The 21604-nt window shown below is 60.5% G+C and carries 16 protein-coding genes; 10 read left to right on the top strand and 6 right to left on the bottom strand.

Annotation, left to right across the window (positions count from 1 at the left end; translation table 11 throughout):
• Positions 1–97 precede the first annotated feature (97 nt).
• The gene (hslU, locus tag HDE77_RS10385; RefSeq protein ID WP_184417240.1) at positions 98–1441 is read left to right on the top strand and encodes an ATP-dependent protease ATPase subunit HslU; all 1344 of its coding nucleotides are present in this window, start codon (positions 98–100) and stop codon (positions 1439–1441) included.
• Between the two features lie 74 nt (positions 1442–1515).
• Positions 1516–2142, top strand: a complete 627-nt coding sequence (locus HDE77_RS10380) for a hypothetical protein (protein WP_184417239.1) — start codon at positions 1516–1518, stop codon at positions 2140–2142.
• Between the two features lie 37 nt (positions 2143–2179).
• Here the strand turns inward: HDE77_RS10380 and HDE77_RS10375 are convergent, their stop codons facing one another.
• Complete coding sequence (locus HDE77_RS10375; protein ID WP_184417238.1) at positions 2180–2869, bottom strand: glutathione S-transferase N-terminal domain-containing protein; 690 nt, start codon at positions 2867–2869, stop codon at positions 2180–2182.
• A 276-nt stretch (positions 2870–3145) separates the two neighbouring features.
• Between HDE77_RS10375 and HDE77_RS10370 the strand changes: the two genes are divergently transcribed.
• From HDE77_RS10370 to HDE77_RS10350, 5 genes are all read left to right on the top strand, one after another.
• Positions 3146–3580 carry a hypothetical protein gene (locus HDE77_RS10370; protein ID WP_184417237.1) on the top strand — a complete coding sequence of 145 codons (435 nt, stop codon included), beginning with the start codon at positions 3146–3148 and terminating at the stop codon, positions 3578–3580.
• Between the two features lie 116 nt (positions 3581–3696).
• Entirely contained in the window at positions 3697–4593 is an 897-nt protein-coding gene (gene rbsK, locus HDE77_RS10365) for a ribokinase (protein ID WP_184417236.1), read from the top strand.
• 265 nt (positions 4594–4858) lie between these two features.
• Complete coding sequence (locus HDE77_RS10360) at positions 4859–7744, top strand: EAL domain-containing protein (RefSeq protein WP_255482642.1); 2886 nt, start codon at positions 4859–4861, stop codon at positions 7742–7744.
• A 180-nt stretch (positions 7745–7924) separates the two neighbouring features.
• Entirely contained in the window at positions 7925–10075 is a 2151-nt protein-coding gene (locus HDE77_RS10355) for a DUF1631 family protein (protein WP_184417234.1), read from the top strand.
• A 278-nt stretch (positions 10076–10353) separates the two neighbouring features.
• Positions 10354–12513: a sensor domain-containing diguanylate cyclase gene (locus tag HDE77_RS10350; RefSeq protein ID WP_184417233.1), complete on the top strand. Its 2160-nt coding sequence runs from the start codon at positions 10354–10356 to the stop codon at positions 12511–12513.
• 219 nt (positions 12514–12732) lie between these two features.
• Here HDE77_RS10350 and HDE77_RS10345 read toward each other — a convergent pair whose 3' ends face one another.
• From HDE77_RS10345 to rpmH, 5 genes are all read right to left on the bottom strand, one after another.
• Positions 12733–13455, bottom strand: coding sequence for a methyltransferase domain-containing protein (locus HDE77_RS10345; protein ID WP_184417232.1), 723 nt, complete (start codon positions 13453–13455; stop codon positions 12733–12735).
• A gap of 228 nt (positions 13456–13683) precedes the next feature.
• Positions 13684–15054, bottom strand: a complete 1371-nt coding sequence (gene mnmE / locus HDE77_RS10340) for a tRNA uridine-5-carboxymethylaminomethyl(34) synthesis GTPase MnmE (protein ID WP_184417231.1) — start codon at positions 15052–15054, stop codon at positions 13684–13686.
• 75 nt (positions 15055–15129) lie between these two features.
• The gene (gene yidC / locus HDE77_RS10335; RefSeq protein ID WP_184417230.1) at positions 15130–16860 is read right to left on the bottom strand and encodes a membrane protein insertase YidC; all 1731 of its coding nucleotides are present in this window, start codon (positions 16858–16860) and stop codon (positions 15130–15132) included.
• Between the two features lie 101 nt (positions 16861–16961).
• The gene (gene rnpA, locus HDE77_RS10330; RefSeq protein WP_184417229.1) at positions 16962–17345 is read right to left on the bottom strand and encodes a ribonuclease P protein component; all 384 of its coding nucleotides are present in this window, start codon (positions 17343–17345) and stop codon (positions 16962–16964) included.
• A 14-nt stretch (positions 17346–17359) separates the two neighbouring features.
• The gene (gene rpmH, locus HDE77_RS10325) at positions 17360–17494 is read right to left on the bottom strand and encodes a 50S ribosomal protein L34 (protein WP_008211413.1); all 135 of its coding nucleotides are present in this window, start codon (positions 17492–17494) and stop codon (positions 17360–17362) included.
• A gap of 193 nt (positions 17495–17687) precedes the next feature.
• On the opposite strand from rpmH, the gene dnaA reads away from it, so the two are divergent.
• The 3 genes from dnaA to recF all read left to right on the top strand — a co-directional run bounded on the left by dnaA (position 17688) and on the right by recF (position 21561).
• The gene (dnaA, locus tag HDE77_RS10320) at positions 17688–19022 is read left to right on the top strand and encodes a chromosomal replication initiator protein DnaA (protein WP_184417228.1); all 1335 of its coding nucleotides are present in this window, start codon (positions 17688–17690) and stop codon (positions 19020–19022) included.
• A gap of 262 nt (positions 19023–19284) precedes the next feature.
• Positions 19285–20385, top strand: a complete 1101-nt coding sequence (dnaN, locus tag HDE77_RS10315; RefSeq protein WP_184417227.1) for a DNA polymerase III subunit beta — start codon at positions 19285–19287, stop codon at positions 20383–20385.
• Between the two features lie 96 nt (positions 20386–20481).
• Positions 20482–21561 (top strand): DNA replication/repair protein RecF, encoded by a 1080-nt coding sequence (gene recF, locus HDE77_RS10310; RefSeq protein ID WP_184417226.1) that lies wholly within the window; start codon positions 20482–20484, stop codon positions 21559–21561.
• Positions 21562–21604: the final 43 nt, after the last annotated feature.

The raw sequence follows: 21604 nt of genomic DNA, 5'->3' as shown, positions 1-21604 counted from the left end.
TCGCTCTGCTCGCCTCTCCACCCAAGTACACCAACCGATTTTGGCGCCCTCGGGGCTCGCCCCTCGTCCCTGGCTCCACCTCTAATCTGGGTCCATCATGTCCGAACTGACTCCCCGCGAAATCGTCAACGAACTCGACCGCTACATCATCGGCCAGCACGACGCCAAGCGCGCCGTTGCGGTGGCGCTGCGCAGCCGCTGGCGGCGCATGCAGCTGGAGCCGGGCATGCGCGAGGAGGTGACGCCGAAGAACATCCTGATGATCGGCCCCACCGGCGTGGGCAAGACCGAGATCGCGCGGCGTCTGGCAACCCTGGCAAACGCACCGTTCGTGAAGGTGGAGGCGACCAAGTTCACCGAAGTCGGCTATGTCGGCAAGGATGTGGAATCGATCATCCGCGATCTCGCCGATGTGGCCTACAAGCTGACCCGCGAACAGGCGGTCAAACGGGTGCGCTCGCAGGCCGAAGATCGCGCCGAGGATCGCATCCTCGACGCCTTGCTGCCGCGTCGGCAGGCAGCGGGCGACTGGAGCCACGATGCCCAGGCTGCTGCGCCAGCCATCGACAGCGACACCCGCCAGAAACTGCGCAAGCAATTGCGCGAGGGTGCGCTGGATGAGCGCGAGATCGAGCTGGATTTCGCCATGAATGTCGGCGTGGAGATCATGTCGCCGCCGGGTATGGAGGAAATGGGTCAGCAGTTGCGGCAGATGTTCCAGAACATCGGCGGCGCCAAGACGCAGCAGCGCAAACTTGCGATCAAGCTGGCGCGCCCCATGCTGGTCGACGAGGAGGCTGGCAAGCTGCTCAATGACGACGACATCCGCGCTCAGGCGATGGAAGCAGCCGAACAGAACGGCATCGTGTTCATCGACGAGATCGACAAGGTGGCGCAGCGCTCCGACTGGGGTGGCGCCGGCGTCAGCCGCGAGGGCGTGCAGCGTGACCTGCTACCGCTGGTCGAGGGCTCCACCGTCTCCACCAAGTACGGTCCGATCAAGACCGACCACATGCTGTTCATCGCGTCCGGCGCGTTCTCATTGGCGAAACCGTCCGACCTGATCCCCGAGTTGCAGGGCCGCCTGCCGATCCGGGTGGAGCTGTCGGCCCTCAGCGTGGACGACTTCAAGCGCATCCTGCGCGAACCGCACAACGCATTGACCAAGCAATACACCGCACTGCTCGCCACCGAGGGCGTCGGCCTGGAATTCGTCGACAGCGGCATCGACCGGCTGGCCGAGGTAGCGTTTCAGGTGAACGAGCGCACCGAGAACATCGGTGCGCGCCGGCTGCATACGGTCATGGAGCGGCTGCTGGAGAGAATTTCCTACGAAGCAGCGGACAAGTCCGGCGAAAGCTACAAGATCGACGCCGAACATGTAGATAAAACGCTCGGTAGCCTGGTGCAGAACGAAGATCTCAGCCGCTACATCCTCTAGCCTCATGAAGCCGAGCCTCAATGAAGCAGGGCCTCTATAAAGCACTAACAAGCTAGTCGACCCGATCTGTTAAAATGGTGACCGTGAGCAACATCATTGAACTGAAAACAACCGGCCAGCGCGCCCAGCTGCGGGAAGCGCAGCAGACGCAGACCCTGGTCCGCCTGTGGCGTGAAGATCTCGAGCACGGCAGCTTCTGCGGTTACGTGGGTGGCGTCGGGCGCGAATTCTTCCTGCTGTGGGTGGTCGGTGACGGCATCACCTATGACGGCATGTACGTGATGCGCCATCGTGACATTTCCGAGCTGGAAGCGCCGGACAAGCACCACGTTTTCTTCGAGAAAGCGCTGGCGCTGAAGCACATCCTGCCGCGCCCGCCACGCGGGTTTCCGCTGGACAACATTCGCGAAGTGATCCAGGCCGCCGGCGCGCAAGCTCCGGTGATCGGTGTGCACGTGGACAGCGAGGACGAAGCCGAAGTCTGTTATATCGGCCGCCTGGCCAGCGTCGAGGAAGACGGCTTCTACATGCAGGAACTCAGCCCCGACGCGGAATGGATGCGCGAAGCGTCGTTCTTCAGCTGGGATGAGGTTTCCACGGTCAGCATCGAAGACAGCTACGCGCAGTCATTGCTGGCCGTAGCCGGCGCAGCACCGCCGCTGGAGCCGGGCGGTCAGGAATCGGTCACTCGCATCGAGTGATCTCGGCACCTGGTTTTCAGGCCGCCCTTCGAACCGCCTATTTTTGTCCAAACAGGATCTTGCGCGCTTCTTCGTCCGTGCGCAGGTCGGTCTGTTCTTTTATCGTCTCGCCGATGGCATACGCGCGCTGCGTCGCAGGACGCGCGCGAATGCCATCGAACCAGCGCTCGAGGTGCGGAAACTCCTCCAGCGTCATGCCTTGTGCCTCGTACGGAACGATCCACGGATAGGCCGCCATGTCGGCAACGGTGTAGTCCGCGCCAGCGATGAACGCACGGCCGTCCAGACGTCTATTCAGTACACCATACAGCCGATGGGCTTCGTTGACGTAACGGTCGATGGCGTACGGAATTTTCTCCGGCGCGTAGCGATTGAAATGATGATTCTGGCCCAGCATCGGACCGAGTCCGCCGACCTGCCAGAATAGCCACTCCATGACGACGTAGCGCTCGCGCGTCGAAACAGGCATGAACTTGCCACTCCTCTCCGCCAGGTACAACAGGATCGCGCCCGACTCGAAAATGCTTAGCGGCTTGCCGCCACCAAGCGGCTCGGTATCGACGATCGCGGGCATCTTGTTGTTCGGCGAGATATTCAGGTACTCCGGCTTGAACTGGTCGCCCCTGCCGATGTTCACCGGTTTGATCTCGTAGGGCAGGCCGGCTTCTTCGAGGAACATCGTGATCTTGTGTCCATTGGGCGTGGGCCAGTAGTGCAGTTCGATCATTACTTGTCTCCAGAGTGGGTAACCTCGTTGAAGGGGATCGGGGTGGCTGCACCTGTTTCAAGGTCTGCCGACGGGTTTGCTTCCGAATCTGACTCGGGCACACCACGAATAGCCTGTGTTACCCGCTCGTCATTCCTGCGCAGGCAGGAATGACCGCAACGGGGCGACTTCCTCTAGCCTCGACAGGGTTTGCGAAAGAACTGGGAGACCACGTCAACGCTTGAGCCGGATTCTGCGTTGAGGATCTTGTTGTCCACTCATCCTTGGAGTATCGCCATGAAACTTGCTGTTCACCTTGCCTTGCTCGCCTTGGCGCTGGGCGTTGCCGGAACCGCGGTTGCACAGTCGTCCCAGGACGCAACGCCACCCAGCGGTTCAATGGCGACGATGCCTGCACACCAGCCACCCGATCCGCAGCAACAGGTGGCACGTCTCAGCCGCAAGCTTCAGTTGACGCCGGCGCAAGCAGCAAAGCTCGAGCCGATTCTGCAGAGCCGTCAGCAGCAGATGCAGCAGTTGCGTGCGGATACCAGCATGACGCCAAGCGATCGCCGCGCAAAAATGCGTTCGATCATGCAGGACAGCAACACGCAACTGCAGTCCATACTCACCGACAGCCAGAAGCAGCAATACCAGCAGATGCAGCAGCAGGCCATGCAGCGTCGCCTGGACAAGAAGGGATCATCCGACGATTCGTCCGGCGGTCAGTAGAGCGATCTTCAAGGACACGACCATCGAGGGGCCGGCAGTAGCCCGCCCTTTGCAGCACGGCGCGACGTCATCGCTTATCCTCAAGGCCGTTCCTCGAATCATCGGCTTGGGATGTCATGACGCGCATCGTAGTTGTCGGCAGCATCAACATGGATCTGGTCACGCGGGCGCCCCGCTTTGCCGGCCCCGGCGAGACCATCCTCGGCGACCGCTTTCTTACAGTGCCGGGCGGCAAGGGCGCGAACCAGGCGGTGGCCGCGGCGCGGCTGGGCGCCGAGGTGGCTCTGGTGGGTGCCTCCGGCGGTGACACGTTTGGCCGACAACTTCGCCACGGGCTGAGCGCCGAACGCATCGACCTTACGCATGTCGCCCAGCTTGATGACTACGCCAGCGGTACCGCTTCGATCACTGTCGCCGGCGGCGAAAACCAGATCGTCGTAGTGCCTGGGGCCAACATGCAGGTCACACCGGCTCAGGTCGAACAAGCGCACACGCTGATCGCCTGCGCCGACTGCGTGCTGGTGCAGATGGAGATTCCGCTGGAGTCCGTCGAAGCCACGTTGCGGCTCGGTCATCGTCTCGGCGTGCCCGTGATCCTCAATCCGGCACCGGCGAGGAAGCTGCCACTGGAGTGGCTCAAGCTCACCCGCTACGTCACGCCAAACCAGCACGAGCTGGCAATTATGTTGGGCCTTGATCCCAACGACGATTTCCGCGCGCTGATGCAACGCGCACCATGCCCCGTCGTACTCACCCGCGGGGCCGAAGGCGCGTGGTACCGCGAGCAGGGCGAACCCATCCACCAGTCCGGCTTTCGGGTTGATGTGGTCGACAGCACTGGTGCCGGCGACACCTTCAACGCAGCGCTTGCCGTGTTCCTGCACGAAGGCCTGCCCACCGCCGTGCGCAAGGCCTGCGCCGCCGCCGCGTTGTCCGTGGCCAAGTTCGGCGCGCAAGGCGGCATGCCGCAGTTGAGTGAAGTGGAAGCACTGCTCGCATTGCAAAGCGTGTGATGCGCTTTGGCTCGGTGAATGGCGCAATCACGTCCGGCACATAAAGGCGATTCGATCGCCTCAGCGATGGAGAACGAGCAAAAGCTCGATAAGACCCTGGCTCTCGCCGCCAAGTGACTCTTCGCACCGATGACTATTCGCGGGCTTCACGCCGGCCGTGGTACAGCCTACCGCTTGTTCCGGCGATTGTGGTGCCATGAAAAAATTATTTTCTATGCGCACGGACTCATTCAGCGATAGAGCGCAAATGGAGTGGCTGGGTCGTTTGATCGACGCCACCACACCGATACAAGTGGCTGCAGTCATCGTGGAGCTGGTCGAGGCACAGCCTGGTTGTATAAAAGCGATGGTCGTCTGGATAACTGCCGATGGCGGCTATACGCACGTCGTTCCGGCTACGGCACCTAGTTCGTCCCAGCTGGCTCAGGCACAGAATTCCCTGCAGATTGCCCACGGCGCGCAGCCGTCGCCCGCGGGTCAGCAGCGCGCACTATGCCTATTGAAGAAAGAGCGGGTGGTGTTGCTGCTGACGCTAAGAACAGGCGCCTCCGCACAAACACTGTTCGTGAATATTCGGCCGTGCCTGCAATTGGCCACACGCCATATGCGTCATGCGACAAAACTGGTCAATCTGCACGATTCGCACAATCAGTTGGAGCATTCGGAAAACTTGCAGAGTGCGCTCTTCGCCATCTCGGATTTGGCGGGATCCGAATTGGAGATGTCCGAAATGCTGCGTGGCATCCACAGAATCGTCTGCACGTTGATGTACGGTGAAAACTTTTTTATCGTGCGGTTCGATCCGGAACGCGGCACGTTGCGCTTCCTTTACTACGCCGACATCGTGGACAAGCCGGGTCCGGATGTCACGAAAGAGGAACCGCTGGAAAATTGGCTTCACACGTTGACCTGGTATCTGCTGACCGGCGGCAAACCATTGATGGGTAGCGCCGAACAGCTGCACGAACAGGTTGCTGGGCCGTTGACCTCCTATGGCCCGCATAGCAACGATTGGCTGGGCGTGCCGATGCTGCGCAACGGTCAGGTGCTTGGGGCAATGGTGGTGCAAAGCTATAACGCGGGCATCGTGTACTCGGGTGAAGATCGTGCGCTGCTTGAATTCGTCGGCAGCCATATCCTCACTGCGCTGGAGCGCAAAGAAAGCAAGGAGCGACTTGAGGACCGAGTGCGTCGACGCACGCGGGAGCTGGCCACCGCCAATCGTGGTTTGCAACAAAATGTGCTCGAGCTTCAACGCACCGAGCGGCTACAGGCTGCACTATTCCAGTTGGCGCAATTGGCCACGGCCGATATCGACCAAAACGAGTTCTACAAACAGGTGCACGCCGTAGTCGGCGCGTTGCTCAACGCCGAGAACTTCTTCATTGCCCTGCTTTCGGCCGATCGACAAACGATCGAGTTTCCATATTTCGTGGATTGCACCGAAGGGCGCGTGGAATGGCGGCCGCTCGGACGCGGTCTCACCGAGTACGTGTTGAGGCGAGGCCAATCATTGAGGGTTGGCCTCGAAGCCATCCTGGAGCTGGACCGGCAAGGTGAGATAGCTCTCAAAGTCATGGGTCTGCCCGCATTGTGCTGGCTTGGCGTGCCGCTGTTGGTTGGCGATAAAGTGATTGGCCTGGTGGCGGTGCAGAGTTATACCGAGGCCATCGTTTACAGCCTGGCCGATCAGGAGCTGCTGAGCTTTGCCGCGCTACAGATCGCCAACAGTATTTATCGGCGTTCCACTGCCTCCTCACTTCACCATGCCAATCTGCGACTGGAGCAGCGCGTAGAGGAGCGCACCCTGGAACTACGCCAGCAAATTGTTCATCGTGAACGCATCCAGCTGCAACTCAAACATCAGGTGATGCACGATCCATTGACAGGGCTGCCCAACCGCGGCTTTCTGCGCGAGCGCATCGACCGCGTGCTGGCCCTGATCCATCACGAGCCTGGCCGGCGCTGCGCTTTGTTGTATCTGGATGTCGATCGCTTCAAGCTGATCAACGACAGCCTCGGGCACCTTGCCGGCGATGTCTTCCTCCAGGCGATTGCCACCCGACTCCAGCACTGTGTGCGCGAGCCAGACGTGGTCGCACGTCTGGCCGGCGACGAGTTCGCCATTTTGCTTGAAGATATTGATGTCCCTGCCGCTGCAACGCATGTCGCCCAGCGCGTGCTGCAGACCCTGGGCATGCCGTTGCATATTTCCGGCAAGGAGCTGGCACCATCGGTCAGCGTGGGCATAGCTTGCGGTGATGTCCATTATCTCGATGCCGACGAGATGCTGCGCGACGCCGATATTGCGCTGTATCAAGCCAAACAATTGGGTCGAAAGCGCTTTGTCGTGTTCGATGAAACGCTTGCGAAGGGCATGGTCGACGTACTGACGATGGAAGGCGAGTTGCGCCTGGCCTTGCAGCTCGATCAGTTCGAGCCGTTTTTCCAGCCGATCTGTCGACTCGATGGCGGCGACGTGGTGGGCTATGAGGCGCTGATCCGGTGGAACCATCCTCGGCGCGGATTACTTGAGCCATCGATTTTTCTCAAGATCGCTGGGGACAGCGGGCTGATCGAAGCCATTGACTGGCGCATGTTTGAAATCTGCTGCGGCCTGCTTGTGCAGCATGATCTGAACGATGCGTTCATGACGTTCAACGTCTCGGCACTGCATCTGAGCCATGCGGATTTTGATACACGTATGGTCCGTCTGCTTGAGTCCGCCGGGTTGTCGCCCTCGCGATTGATCGTCGAAGTCACCGAAGGTGCCCTGCTGGACAATCCTGATCTCGTGCGGGCCACGCTCGAGCGATTGCGTACGAGCGGGGTAGGAGCCGCACTCGACGATTTCGGTACGGGATACTCCTCACTCAACTATCTGCATTCGCTGCCATTGCGCATGCTGAAGATTGATCAGGCTTTTGTGCAGGAGTTGGACAAGCTGGGCAATACCAACAGCACCACGGTGGTGGCGGCGATTCTTGCGCTGGCGCGCGCCTTGAACATCCAGGTGATTGCCGAAGGTATCGAAACCAAGGTCCAGCGCGATGCCCTGTTGGCGATGGGATGTGAGATGGGGCAAGGCTATCTGCTTGGTCGGCCGGCACCGATCGAGCATTGGCTCGAATGCGATCCCTCAAGTGTTTAGGCGCTGCCCATGATCAGGCCGGCTTGGGTTCTGTTACGCGCCGTGCGGACGCTCTGATGGGCAGGTCAGAGACTGCGCAGGCGATGGACGCCCCGGATCCTTACCCTACGACAGCGACAGCAATGAACCTCGTTGCGTCTCGATATAGCAAGCATGGACTTGCCCTTACGGTGAAAAACTATGGACATTGAACCCTCCGTTCAGCGGCCTTCCGCCGTCGTTGGCGCCAGACATCCCCGCGAGCACCAGTCGACACGTGCACAACGACTGATCGGTGAAATCCTCAGCTTGTGCGAGAGCTGGCTGCATGAGCCCCTGCGCTTGTGCCTCGGCGACTTTGATGTTCGCTTGCATGACAAGGCCGAACATACGCGCAGCCACCTCAGTCAGCAGCGCTACCTCACCACACGACAATCCCTGTTGCAGGGGCGCAAGATGTTCGACCAGCACTTTATCGCCAGTCTCCGCCAAGGCTTCGACGAGCTCGGTGTAAAGCAGAGACCGGTCAGCACAAGCTTTCCGCTGTCATTGAGCTTGCTCGATTCCTCGGACCATGACCTGGTCGTCGCGCTGGACCAGTTGGTGGCACGCAGCGAAGCTCGCGGCGGACAGGTGCTGGTTGAGTTGAGCTATCGACTGGGCGTACTCGTCGGGGCACCGCCGCTCGAAGGTGCAGCGCTACCGCTGGGTCCACACGGCATGACCACGGCATTCCGCGAGGCCAGCAAGGCCTTGAGTCTTCCTGGCAATCACGAGCTGCTGCTGGTGCAAAGTCTCGAGAGCTCGCTCATGCAAAGACTTGGTCCGCTTTATGAGATGGTCAACGCACATCTGTTGGCCGACGGCATCCTGCCCCGATTGCGTGCGTTCTCATTGCCCCGTGAAGCCCCACGTCGCGCCCGGATGGCCGTTCCAAAAAGTCCACCAACCGAAGACAAGGTACCTCTTGTGGAAACGGCCCCCAGGGCACCACCGGTGGGTGGCCTGCGCGGACTGCTGGCCAGCCAGCGCGCCAATCGTGTCGATCTGCCCGCTACCACCGACGAATTGCAGAACGCGCTCCGCCTATTGCAGAAGCCACGTAGCCCGCTCAGCCACTACGTGAGCCGCGAACTGTTTAGTTCACGACGCCTGCGTGAAGAACTACACATCCAGCTCAATGCAGGCCGCGCGTCCGGCACTCCCCGTACGTGTCTTAGTACCGATCAGGACGATACGGTGGAACTCATCTCTCGTCTGTTCGATCAACTTGGTCGCCAGCTGCAGGATGAGGGCGATGCGAAGGCACTGCTGAGTGGCCTTCAGCTGCCTTTGCTGCGCGCGGCAGTATCCGACCAGCAATTCTTTGACCGGCGTGAACATCCTGCGCGCCAGCTGCTCGACAAGATGACCCAGGCCATGCACGACTGGCTCGACGACGAGGTCGGTGGTGAAGTCGCCCATGATCTTCGCCCCTCGTTTGAAAAGGTGGTTGAGCGTGCCAATCAGGAGCCTCAACGAACAAGTATTTATACGACTCTGCTCGTCGAGATCGAACAACATGTTGCTCAGTGGCGGAGCAACGCCATAGTCGCGGAACGCCGCCATGTAGAAGCCGTGCAGGACCATGAGCGATTGGAACAGGCACGTCATCGCGTAGCCACGCTGCTGGAGGAGCGCCTGGCCTATGTGCCATCGGATCACCCGCTGCGCCCGCTGCTCGATCACACCTGGTCCGATGTACTTTCGCTGACACTATTGCGCCACGGCGAGGACAGTGAGACGTTTGCCACGCAGTTGGTGATCACCGACCAGCTCATGGGTCGTCTGCCTGCTGGCGACCGCCAGCGACTGGGGCAAAAGGTGCAGAGCGGCCTTCTCCAGATAGGTATGCACGGTGAGGAAGCCTCGCAGATCGCCCAAGAGTTGATCCTGGCCGGTGTCCGTCCGGCCGGCGACAGCGCAGGCTATCCCGAACAGCACCAGCATTCCGCTAATCGGGTCACCAGGAAGCGTATGGCAAGTGACGCCGGGCTGGAGCCCGGACCGCAGGAACGACGAACCCTCCAGCGTCTTCACAAACTACCCAGCGAAAGCTGGTTCGAACGTGTGAACCCTGCCAGTGGCCGGGTCAGCCAGCGCAAGCTTGCCTGGTATTCGCCGCTGTCCGGACGCAGCCTGTTTGTCACCCGTCGCGGTCAGTGTTCCGAAGAGTTGAGCCTGCAGCAGTTGGCCGAAGAACTCACCAGCGGCCGCATGCGCGAAATGTCAGCGACGTCAGACAGCCTGCTTGACCGCGCCTGGCAGACACTTACCGACGGCCTACGTCAGAGTCCGCTCATTCATCCGTGAACGTATGCGGACGAATACTTCACGCGCCAACGCGCTTTGGGCCACGGGATGGCGCCGTCCAGAGCCCGAACATGACACGACTGTGTGATGCGTATCACAAAAGTGACAATCGCGGCGACCGTTCGGTCCATTTGGAATAGTCATTGCCTGTCTCCTGTGTGAAGCGAAGGCGCCGTGGCTCGGGTGCCTCTTGGGTCGGTTTTGTTTGACGGGCCTGCTTTCACGCTTCAGGAGTTCATTGACTGATCCATTCATCTCACGCTATCGCGGGTCGGGTTATGCGCCGCTTGCTTCCATCCATGCCGCCAGGCGTTCTTCTGAAAGCGACCGGGATCGCCGTCCTGGTACTCGCCAGTTGCATCTATTCGCTAGGCCTGGCGCACTCAACCGGTAGCGCTACCTCGCTGTGGATAGCCAACGGTATCCTCGTGGGCGGCCTGCTCCGTTTGCAAACGCGCCACTGGTGGATGTATCTGCTTTTTGGCCTGGCTGGGAATGCTGGCGCGCGGCTGCTGCTTCACGACCCGCTGCTCGTCTCGCTGGGCTTGGCGATGGCCAACACTCTCGAGGTCCTGATCGTCAGCGGTGCCATCCGCCGGCGCTTCCCGGAAATCGCCAGCGATACCCCGTTTCTGGGATTGGGCCGCGTCGCCCTGACGAGCACGCTCATCGCGTGTGCGCTGTCTGCGCTATTCGCCGGATTCGTGGCACATTCGTTACAAGGCGCCCCGCTGTTTACCTACCTCAACGGTTGGTACCGCGCGCACGTGCTTGGCATGGTGATTGTGGCAACCACTACGGTGGTGGCCCTCACCGAGAAATGGAGCCTGCTGGGTCGAGCTGGCAAGCGCTGGCCATTTTTGCGCGATATGGCTTTGATGACGAGCACCACCGTCGCGGTATTCGCGCAGTCGCGGTATCCATTGCTGTTCCTGGTCTATCCGCCGCTGCTCCTGGTGGTGTTTCGGCATCGCTTTGCGGGTTTGGTGTTGGGCATCGCGTTGGTTGCCACGATTACCACTATCGCGTCGGCTTTGGGGACGGGACCGTTTGAACTGGTGGTTGATGGATCGCGCACCGAACGTGCTTTGCTGGCTCAGCTGTTTATTGGCGCGGCCTGTCTGATCGCCGTGCCGCTGGCCCTGATTCTTGCCGAGCGCCGGCAATTGTCGATACGCGTTCGTGAGAGTGAACTGCGCTACAGGATCCTTGCCGACTACGCTGGCGATCTGGTGATGCGCATCCGGCCCGACGGTCAGCGAGCCTACGTATCGCCTTCCATCAAGGATCGGCTCGGCTGGGAAGTCGAAGAGTTCGTGCAGCCACGTCCCGATCTCATCCACCCCGATGACCGCGAACGTGTGGCCAAAGTCGTCACCGATCTTCGCGAAACGGGCGGCTCGACGATCACTACGTATCGCATACGTCACAAGGATGGACATTACGTCTGGTTTGAAGCGCTGGCCCGACTGGTCCCAAGTCCAGAAGTAGACGGTGTCATGGAGATCATCTACTCCGCACGGGACGTCAGCCAGCGCGTGCTTACGGAGCAGGCCCTGGCTGACAGCGAGCGCCGGCTTCGCACGATCGCGGATAACGTCCCGGCGGTTATCGCGCATGTGGACGCCACCGAACACTACACCTTCGTCAATGCCTACGTTCAGCAAGTTTCGGGTCAAGACTCGACGCAGATGATTGGAAAAACCATGCGCGAGGTCCGCGGCGACCTTGTTTATCGCGGCCTGCAGGAACACATCGCGACCGCCCTGGCCGGTAAGCCAGTTACGTTTGAGTACGAGGCTGACTACCGCGGGAAGCACACGTATTTCCAGACCAATTTCGTGCCGGATCACGATCAGGAGGGCGTAGTTCGTGGCGTCTATGCGTTGACTACGGACATCACGCATATCAAGGAAGTGGAGCAGGAGCTGATCAAGCTGGCGCGTCTGGATACTTTGACGGGTCTCGCCAACAGGCGTCATTTCGATGAACGCATAGCGGCTGTCATGTTGCGCAAATATCGTCATCGAGCACCCATTCTTCTGATGATGCTCGATGTGGATCACTTCAAACGAGTCAACGATTCATGGGGCCATAGCGTTGGCGACGAAGTACTCAAGGAGGTCGGTCACCGCATTCAGTCCTGCCTTCGCAAGAGTGATCTGGTGGCGCGTATTGGTGGCGATGAATTCGTCGTCCTCGTACAGGATGTTGATTCGCCGTGCGTTGGGGAAGGCCTGGCCCGAAAAGTCTGGGAAGCGATGCAGCCAGAAATCATCGTGGGAGCCGTTCGGCTACAGATGACTTTGAGCATCGGCATCGCGTTTTGCCAGAGCATCGCGTCTCCCGACGACGTCATGCAGCTCGCCGATGCGGAGCTATACAAGGCCAAGGCGCATGGACGAAATACGTATCACATGGCAGCCCAGGGGCAATAACCCCCGAGCACGGACCCATCGTATCGGGCAAACCATTCATGACTGGCCCGACCGGTTTAGGGCCTTCTCATTTCTTCGCGGCGGCTCCAAGACCGGCGAATTGATTCGAGCCTTCGGGTGGAAGGAAACCGAAGGCCCGCCAGATCCGGTGCACCGGCGGTGCGGATACTCCCATGGGAGCACTCATGCCACGCACACTCCCGTGCGCGGCATGATTCACTAGTGATGACCGACGTAAAGCACGCTCTGCTCTGTAATTCCGCACTGCTGAAAAATTTCGCGTCCGAACTTTGCCACATCGAGACTTTCCACCTGAAAGCCACCCGCTTGCAGCCGCTGCAGGAAATCGTTGCGCGCATACATTCTCACGTGGTCATCCTGGCCAAAACGCCGCCAGCGCTCGTTGACATCCGTCACGCCCGGATCTTCGTCCGTCTGCTGCAAGCCCAGTAAAATCGGCACCATGAGAATGGCCGCCCCGTCCGGTGCGAGGACGCGATTCAGTTCACGGATAGCCTTGGCGTCATCGGGCACATGCTCCAATACATGCGAGCACACAATCAGGTCAAAACTGCCTGAGGGGTAGCAACTCATATCGGTGATATCGACCTTGTCGTCCGCCAGAGTCGACATCAAGTCAGCCGAGCGATATTGCACACCCGGCAGCGCCTTCAGAAACCGAGAGAGCATGGGCGATGGCGCGATATCCAGCAGCCGCAGCGCATGCCCCTCGCGTTGCTGCACGTAAGCCCTCAAGAACAAGGCATAAAGGCGGTCCCGGTCAGATGCCTGGCAAACCGGGCACGTATATTGACCAAGATTGAGGGTTTCGAACTGGTCCACCGAATACGGCACACGCAGCCGATGAAATATCTCAAAGAAATTGTTCGGCAGCGGAAGGAAATTGGGGAAATCATTGGAACAAACGGGACAGAATTTCATGCACGACCTTTTTAGACCAGGAACGTGCTCAGGTTAACTTAACGTCGGCACGGGAAGTGAATCTGGCTCCGTCCTACAGCAGCTGCGTCGTCCTTCCACGGCGTGTCGAGTGGTAGATCTGTCCTTGATTTTCAATGGACGGTCATGGCCGTGGTTATCGTACGAATGGCTATAGCAAGCGTTTCCAATAAGACTCGCGAATCATGATGAACTGCCTCGAACAACACCCTACTTCCCGATGCAGAACGAACCGAAGATCGCGCCGAGCAAGTCGTCGCTGCTGTAGCTTCCGGTGATTTCACCGAGCGCGTATTGGGCATGCCGCAATTCTTCGGCGGCGAGTTCGCCGGCGCGGCGGCTGGCAAGCATGTGTGCCGCCTGATCGAGATAAACGCTGACCTGTTGCAAAGCATGCACATGCCGACGGCGCGCGCTGAACGCGCCTTCTCCACTGCCGGCGCCGGCCAGCTCCTTCAGATGCTCGCGCAACGCACCGAGACCGGCACCGGTTTTCGCGGAGGCCCAGAGCCAGGTCACGCCATCGCGGGATTCGTGATGCGCGCTCGCGTGTTCGACCTCATGTTCGAGGTCGATCTTGTTGATCAGCACCAGCTTCTCGACGCTCGACGGCAACGCGGAAAGCAGCGCCAGATCGTTCTGCGCGTGCGGCGCGTCGGTCACCAGCAACGCCACATCGGCGCGCGCCAGTTCGCCATGCGCCCGGCGCACGCCTTCGCGTTCGACTTCGTCGTCGGTTTCGCGCAGGCCCGCGGTGTCGGCGAGTTCCAGTGCGATGCCATCGAGGCTCAGACTCTCGCGCAGCACGTCGCGAGTCGTGCCCGCCGTTGCATTGACGATGGCGCGATCGCTACCGGCCAGTGCGTTCAACAGACTGGACTTGCCCGCGTTTGGACGTCCAATAATCGCAACGCGCAAGCCATCGTTGAGTCGCAAGCCACGCTGAGCCTCACGTAGCAGCTCGCTCAGTTCGACGCGCACCCCAGCAAGCTGGCGACCGATGGCCGGGTCGGCGAGAAAATCGATTTCCTCTTCCGGAAAATCGATGGCTGCCTCGATATGCACACGTAGCGCAATCAAGCCCTGCAGCAGCGCCTCGACCTTGCGCGAGAACACGCCTTCCATCGATTGCAGAGCAGCGCGCGCACCCGCCTGCGAGCGCGCAGCAATCAGGTCGGCGACCGCTTCGGCCTGGGCCAGATCGAGTTTGCCGTTGAGGAACGCGCGCTCGGTGAATTCGCCCGGCCGCGCCAGTCGCGCACCGAGTTCACATACGCGACGCAGTAGCGCATCGAGCAAGACGGCGCTGCCATGACCTTGCAGCTCCAGCACGTGTTCGCCGGTGTAGGAGGCAGGGGCAGGGAAATGCAGCAGCAGGCCGCGATCGATGAGTTCGCTGGCGGCATCGCGGAACGCCGCGAAATGCGCGTGCCGTGGTTGGGGTGCCCGGCCCAGCAAAGCCTGTGCGATGGACGGCACCGCGGGCCCGGACACGCGCACCACGCCGACGCCGGCCGCGCCGGGTGCGCTGGCGATAGCAGCGATGGTTTCGATGGCGGTGGCGGTGGCGTTGTCAGGCATGATGGAGACTCTAAACGAACACAGCCGCGATGGTTGCCCGATCGCGGCTGTGAAGGTACCCGTGTCGTCGCGGACTCAGGCTGCCTTGGTGGTTTCCTCGCGATCGATGTGATGCGTGACCCACCACTGCTGGCCCAGACCGACCAGACCGTTGACCGCGTAGTACAGACACAGGCCAGCGGGGAAGAACGCGAACAGTACCGTGAACAGCAACGGCATGATCTTCATCATCTTCGCCTGCGCCGGATCCATGCCCGCCGCGGCCGGATTGAGCCACTGCGTACCAAGCATCACGGCCGCGTAGATCAACGGCAGGATGTAGAGCGGATCGTGCGCGCTCAGATCGGGGATCCACAGGAACGGCGCATGGCGAAGTTCCAGGCTGTACTTCAGCACGTAGAACAGGCCGTAGAACACCGGCATCGTGATCAGCACCGGCAGGCAGCCGCCCATCGGATTGATCTTTTCCTTCTTATACAGCTCCATGGTGGCCTGCTGCATTTTCACCTTGTCGTCGCCGTAGCGCTCTTTCAGCTGCGCGATGCGCGGCTGCAGCTTGCGCATCCTGGCGCTGGAGCGGTACTGCACGGCTGTCAGATGCCAGGTCAGCCCCTTGATCAGCAGCACCAGCAGGATGATCGCCACGCCCCAGTTGTGGGCGATCAGGTCGAACTGCGACAGTACCCAATGCATCGGTACGGCGATCAGCTTGAGCATGCCGTAGTCGATGGTCAGATCGAGACCTGGCGCGACCTGGTCCAGCGTGCCCTGCCGTGTCGGACCCAAATACAGGCGCGCGGCGCTGCTCAGATTCTGCCCCGGCGCCACGCTCAATGCAGGACCGATCGCACGTATCAAATAATGTGGTTGCGCGCTGTCTGGATTGATTGTCTCGGTGACGTATCGGTCAGTCTCTCCAGCCGGCGGAATCCATGCCGCGAAGAAATACAACTTGAGCATCGCCGCCCAACCACCCTTGAACTGGCCGTCGAGCCGATCACTGGCATCGCTGAAATTCTTGAATGCCAGCTTCTCGAATTTCTCCCCGGTGTACCAGGCAGCGGCCGGAACGAAAGACGCCTCAGGGTTGCTGTAGTTCTCGAACCAGCTGCCGGCTTTCGGTGGCGCAACCCGCAGCAGCTGCTGGTAGGCATTGCCAGTCCACGGCTGGCTGCCGCCGTTGTCGATGCGTTGGTTCAGCTCAATCACATAGCTGCCGCGCTTGAAGCTGTAGGTCTTGGTGACCTTGAGGCCAGCGGCATCCTGCCAGGTCAGGTCGACGTTCAACTCGTTCTGGCCATCGGCCAACGTGTAACTGGTCTTGGCGCTCTGGAATACGGCCTGATGATTCGGCTGATCCGCCGGCGCCGTATCGCTGCTGCTGACCAGTCCGTTCTGCGCCACGAAATAAGTGGCCTCACTGGTATCCAGCAGGGTCGTCGGTGGCGGATTCGGCTGCTTGCTGGTCTTCGGCAGTGACGGGTAGTCGAGCAGATCCGCGTGCACTACGCTGCCGCCACGCGTGTCCACCGTCAGATTCAACACGTCGGTGCTGATGGTGATCAGCTGCGAAGTCGTCTGGCTTGCGGTGCCTGTCGGCGGGATGCCAGCCGGTGTGGCACCAGGCGTTGCCGTCGACGCCTCCGTGGTAGCGATCGGCACGCTGCCATCCGCTTGCGCGCTGCTGGTCGCGCCGGCTACAGCAGCCACCGGTGCCGGGGGCGCGTAATCCTTCTCCCAGGCCATGAACAGGAAGTAGGCCACCGCGAGCAGGGCGAACATGAGAAACGTGCGCGTTTGATTCATCGCGTAGCAAATCCGGGTAACGCCACGACACTTGAAAGCCGCGGTAGGGAAGAGAAAAGGGCGAGGTCAACTCACGATTGTGGCGGTCGCGTCGACTCGCTTCAATGGTGGGCAGCGTTCGGAGAGGACTTTTCGGTGTGGTTTGCCAGCAGTTTCTTCCACAGCTGCTCGATTTCCGCCAGCAATTGTGGGCCCGGCACACCTGCGGCCTGTTCGCGGGCCATTACCATCAGGTCGATCGCCGGCAGCTGATCTCGAACGCGCCGAAACGATTCGCGCAACAACCGCTTGATGCGGTTGCGCTCGACAGCGCGCTTGGACACGCGCTTGGAAATCGCCAGGCCGAGCCGGGCGTGACCGAGTTCATTGCCGCGATAACGCAAATGAAAACAGCGGCCGCTTGCGCGTCCGCTGCTTGTTCGCAAGGCGGCGAAGTCACCCGGCCGGCGTAACCGCGCCTCGCGCGGCAGACCAGCGGTTGCCACGGCCTGGTCTCGGTTTACGGGATCAGGCGCTTGCGGCCCTTGGCGCGACGGGCATTGAGAATCTTGCGACCATCGGCCGTGGCCATACGGGCACGAAAACCGTGAGTGCGAGCGCGCTTGAGCTTGCTGGGCTGGAAGGTCCGCTTCATGGCGTACTCCGAAGGGAATGTGGATAAAAAGGTTGGAAATTATGTGGGGTATTCGGCACGCCTGTCAAATGGGTGTTGATGACAAGCTGTGGATGTTCTTGTGGATATCTCTGGGCTGCGGCGCGGAAGCTGCTGTTAGACTTACCTATCCACCCCGCGCGCAAGCGCCCCAAGCTGTGGCTGAAAACTATTCATGAGTGATTTGTGGCGGCGCTGCCTTGAGCGTCTCGAAGGCGATTTGAGCGCGGAAGACCTGCATACCTGGCTGATGCCGCTGCAGGCGCGCGACGACCCCGCCGGCCTGCAGTTGTTTGCGCCCAATTCCTACACCCTGGACACCGTGCGCGAACGTTATCTGGAGCGCATCGAGACTGTGCTGCAGCAGCTTACCGGACAATCGTGGCCGGTGCGGCTGGAGGTGGGTTCCAATTCGGCCCGTCCCGCGATCGTGGCCAAACCGGCGATAGTGCCACGAGCCAGGCCCACGGCAGCGCCGGCCGCGGTGCATAACCACAATCTGGATCCGCACTACACCTTCGAGACCTTCGTCGAAGGCAAGTCCAACCAGCTGGGCAAGGCCGCCGCAATGCAGGTGGCGACGAACCCCGGGCGTGCCTACAACCCGCTGCTACTGTACGGCGGCACCGGGCTGGGCAAGACCCACCTGATGCATGCCGCCGGCAACCTGATGCGCGAGCACAACCCGGACTTCAAGGTGCTGTATCTGCGCTCGGAACAGTTCGTCGGTTCAATGATCGAGGCGTTGCGCGCCAAGAGCATGGACGAGTTCAAGCGGCGCTTCCGTTCGGTCGATGCGCTGCTCATCGACGACATCCAGTTCTTTGCCGGCAAGGACACGACGCAGGAAGAATTCTTCCATACTTTCAATGCGTTGTTCGAGTCGAAACAGCAAATTATCCTGACCTGCGACCGCTACCCGAAAGAAGTGGACAAGCTGGAGCCGCGCCTGAAATCGCGTCTGGGTTGGGGTTTGAGCGTGGCGATCGAGCCGCCGGATTTCGAAACCCGTGCAGCGATCCTGTTGGCCAAGGCGCATGAAAAAGGCGTGGCCGTGGACGAAAACGTGGCGATGTTGCTGGCCAAGCGCATTCGTTCCAACGTCCGCGATCTCGAAGGCGCGTTGAACACCCTGGCGGCGCGGGCGAATTTCTACGGCAAGCCGATCACCACTGATTTCGCCGAGGAAACCTTGCGCGATCTGCTGGCCACGCACGCCCAGGCAATCACTATCCCGAACATTCAAAAGATCACGGCGGAGTACTTCAACGTGCGGCTGCAGGATCTGCTATCGAAACGCCGCGTACGTTCGCTGGCACGACCGCGCCAGATCGCCATGACGTTGTCCAAGGAACTCACCGAGCACAGCTTGCCGGAAATCGGCGAGGCCTTCGGCGGGCGCGACCACACGACCGTGATGCACGCCTGCAAAACCATTCGCAAGTTTGTCGAAACCGATGCACGCATGCGCCAGGACTGGGAACAACTGATCCGGACCCTGACCGGTTGATACGGAATCGGGTCTACTGGGCTGCAGCGCAAAGATTATGGATAAGCGCAGGCCCAAGCTGTGGATAATAGGTGGATGAATGCGCGACTGAAGTTATCCACAAAGCACCCACAGTCAGCAAGCGTCTTAGAGCACAGCCAAGAAAAGCTTCAAGTTATTGATATTGCTTAGAAAAGAAAGAATAAAAAGTTATCCACCAAGCCTACAACAACCACTACACTTCTTTTAAAGACAGAACAGCAGGTATAGGGGAAGCCAAGCCATGCAATTCAGCATCCAACGAGAAGCTCTGCTCAAGCCACTGCAACAAGTGGTGGGCGTGGTTGAACGTCGCCAGACGCTGCCAGTGCTTGCCAACCTGCTGGTCAAGGTTGCCCAAGGCAAACTGTCGATGACCGGCACCGATCTGGAAGTCGAGATGGTTGCCACCACCGAGGCCGAGAAACTGGTCGACGGTGAAATCACCATCCCGGCACGGAAATTGTTCGACATCGTGCGGGCCTTGCCCGATGGCGCCAAGATTGAACTGAAGCTCAACGGCGACCGTGTGGCGCTCAGCGCAGGGCGCAGCCGTTTCACGTTGACGACGCTGCCAGCCAGCGAATTCCCCACCGTCGACGAAATCGAGCTGGTGGAAAAGGTCAGCTTGCCGGAAGAGGTTCTGCGCGACTTGATGGAGCGCACGGCGTTCGCGATGGCGAACCAGGACGTCCGCTATTACTTGAACGGCATGCTGCTGGATCTGCAGGAGCACACGCTGCGTTGTGTGGCGACCGACGGTCATCGCCTGGCCATGAAGGAAACCCAGCTGCAAAGTTCGGTGACCGCCCGTCGGCAGATCATCATTCCGCGCAAAGGCGTAAACGAGCTGGTTGGCCTGCTCGAGGCCGGCGACGGCCAGGTCGAGCTGGAGTTCGGCCGCAATCATCTGCGCGTACGTCGTGGGGATGTGACGTTCACGTCCAAGCTGATCGACGGTCGTTTCCCGGATTACGAGGCCGTCATTCCGCTCGGTGCCGACAAGGCAGCCACGCTGGATCGCGAAGTGCTGCGGGGCGCGCTGCAGCGTGCTGCGATTCTTTCGAACGAGAAATACCGCGGTGTTCGGCTCGAGCTGTCGCCCGGCAAGCTGCGCATCGTTGCGCACAACCCGGAGCAGGAAGAGGCTGTCGAGGAAGTGGAGGCGGATACGCACGTCTCAGATCTGGCCGTGGGCTTCAACGTGGGTTATCTGCTCGATGCTCTGGCCGCGCTGCGCGGGGACAAGGCCCGGCTCAGCTTGCGCGACGCCCAATCCAGCTGCCTCGTGCAGGAGTTTGACAACGAACACGCTCGCCACGTGATCATGCCGTTGCGGCTCTGACACCTCGCGCATGGTTGTCACCGTGTGCTGTTGTTATCGGCAACGCCGGGGTCCCCGTCAGGGACTCCGGCGTTCTTGCTTGTGGGCCTTTGCAACATGAGGCTGGAACAGCTGCGGATCCGCGGCATGCGTTGCTTGACCGACGTCAGCATGGCGTTGGATCCGGCCATCAACGTATTCGTCGGTGCAAATGGCGCCGGCAAGACCAGCGTGCTGGAAGCCGTATTTCTGCTTTCCCACGCCCGATCGTTCCGCAGTGGGGCATCGGAGGCGTTACAACAGCGTGGTGCGCCGCAGTTGTCGATATTCGCCGAGCTTCGCCATGCCGACGATCGGATCTTCCGGCTCGGTCTGGGTCGGGCGGGTGCGCGCTGGGACGCAAAGCTGGATGGCGACAACGTCACCATGGGGCAATTGGTCAGTGATTGTGCCGTCGTCTGCTTCGAACCTGGGTCGCATGCACTCATCGCTGGCGCCGCCGACGAGCGTCGACGTTATCTCGACTGGGGCGTGTTCCACGTGGAACACGATTTTCTGGGGAGCTGGCGGCGCTACCAACGGGCATTAAAACAGCGCAACAGCTTGCTGCGCTCGGTAACAGCGTCGACTGATGAACTGTTTGCCCCGTGGGAGGCCGAGTTGGCACAGACAGCCCATCTGATCGATCACCTGCGCCGGTCCTATCTGGATCTGTTGCGCCCGAAGCTGGAGGCGAGTATCGCCGGCCTGCTTCCGGAACTTGGCGCCGTGGAACTGCGTTATCGCCGCGGCTGGGCAGAGGACAGAGACTTGGCCCAGCAGCTGCGCGACACACGGGGCAGGGACCTGGCTAGGGGACACACCACGCTTGGGGCGCATCGAGCCGACTGGTCCATCGTGTTCGAGCGGGCGCCGCTACGCGAACATCTTTCGCGGGGCCAGGAAAAGCTCACCGCTCTGGCCTGCCTGCTGGCGCAGGCCGAGCTTTACGCCGAGTGCCGCGGCGAGTGGCCAGTCGTCTGTCTGGATGACCTCGCCTCCGAGCTGGATCAAGCACATCAAGCCGCTGTTGTGGCGCAACTGTGTGCAGCAAAAGCTCAGGTGCTGCTGACGGGCACCGAGGTTCCGCAGGCATTACAGACCCTTCCCTCGCGAGTGTTCCACGTGGAACAAGGCCAGCTGACGCGCCTGCTATAATCGAAGGGTTGCATCATCGATATTTGCATAACCCTTGTCCGGC

The sequence above is a fragment of the Rhodanobacter sp. MP7CTX1 genome, from assembly GCF_014205795.1.
Taxonomy (GTDB): domain Bacteria; phylum Pseudomonadota; class Gammaproteobacteria; order Xanthomonadales; family Rhodanobacteraceae; genus Rhodanobacter.
Note: the sequence above shows the minus strand (reverse complement) of the source record. Positions and strands in the feature narration are given on the sequence as shown.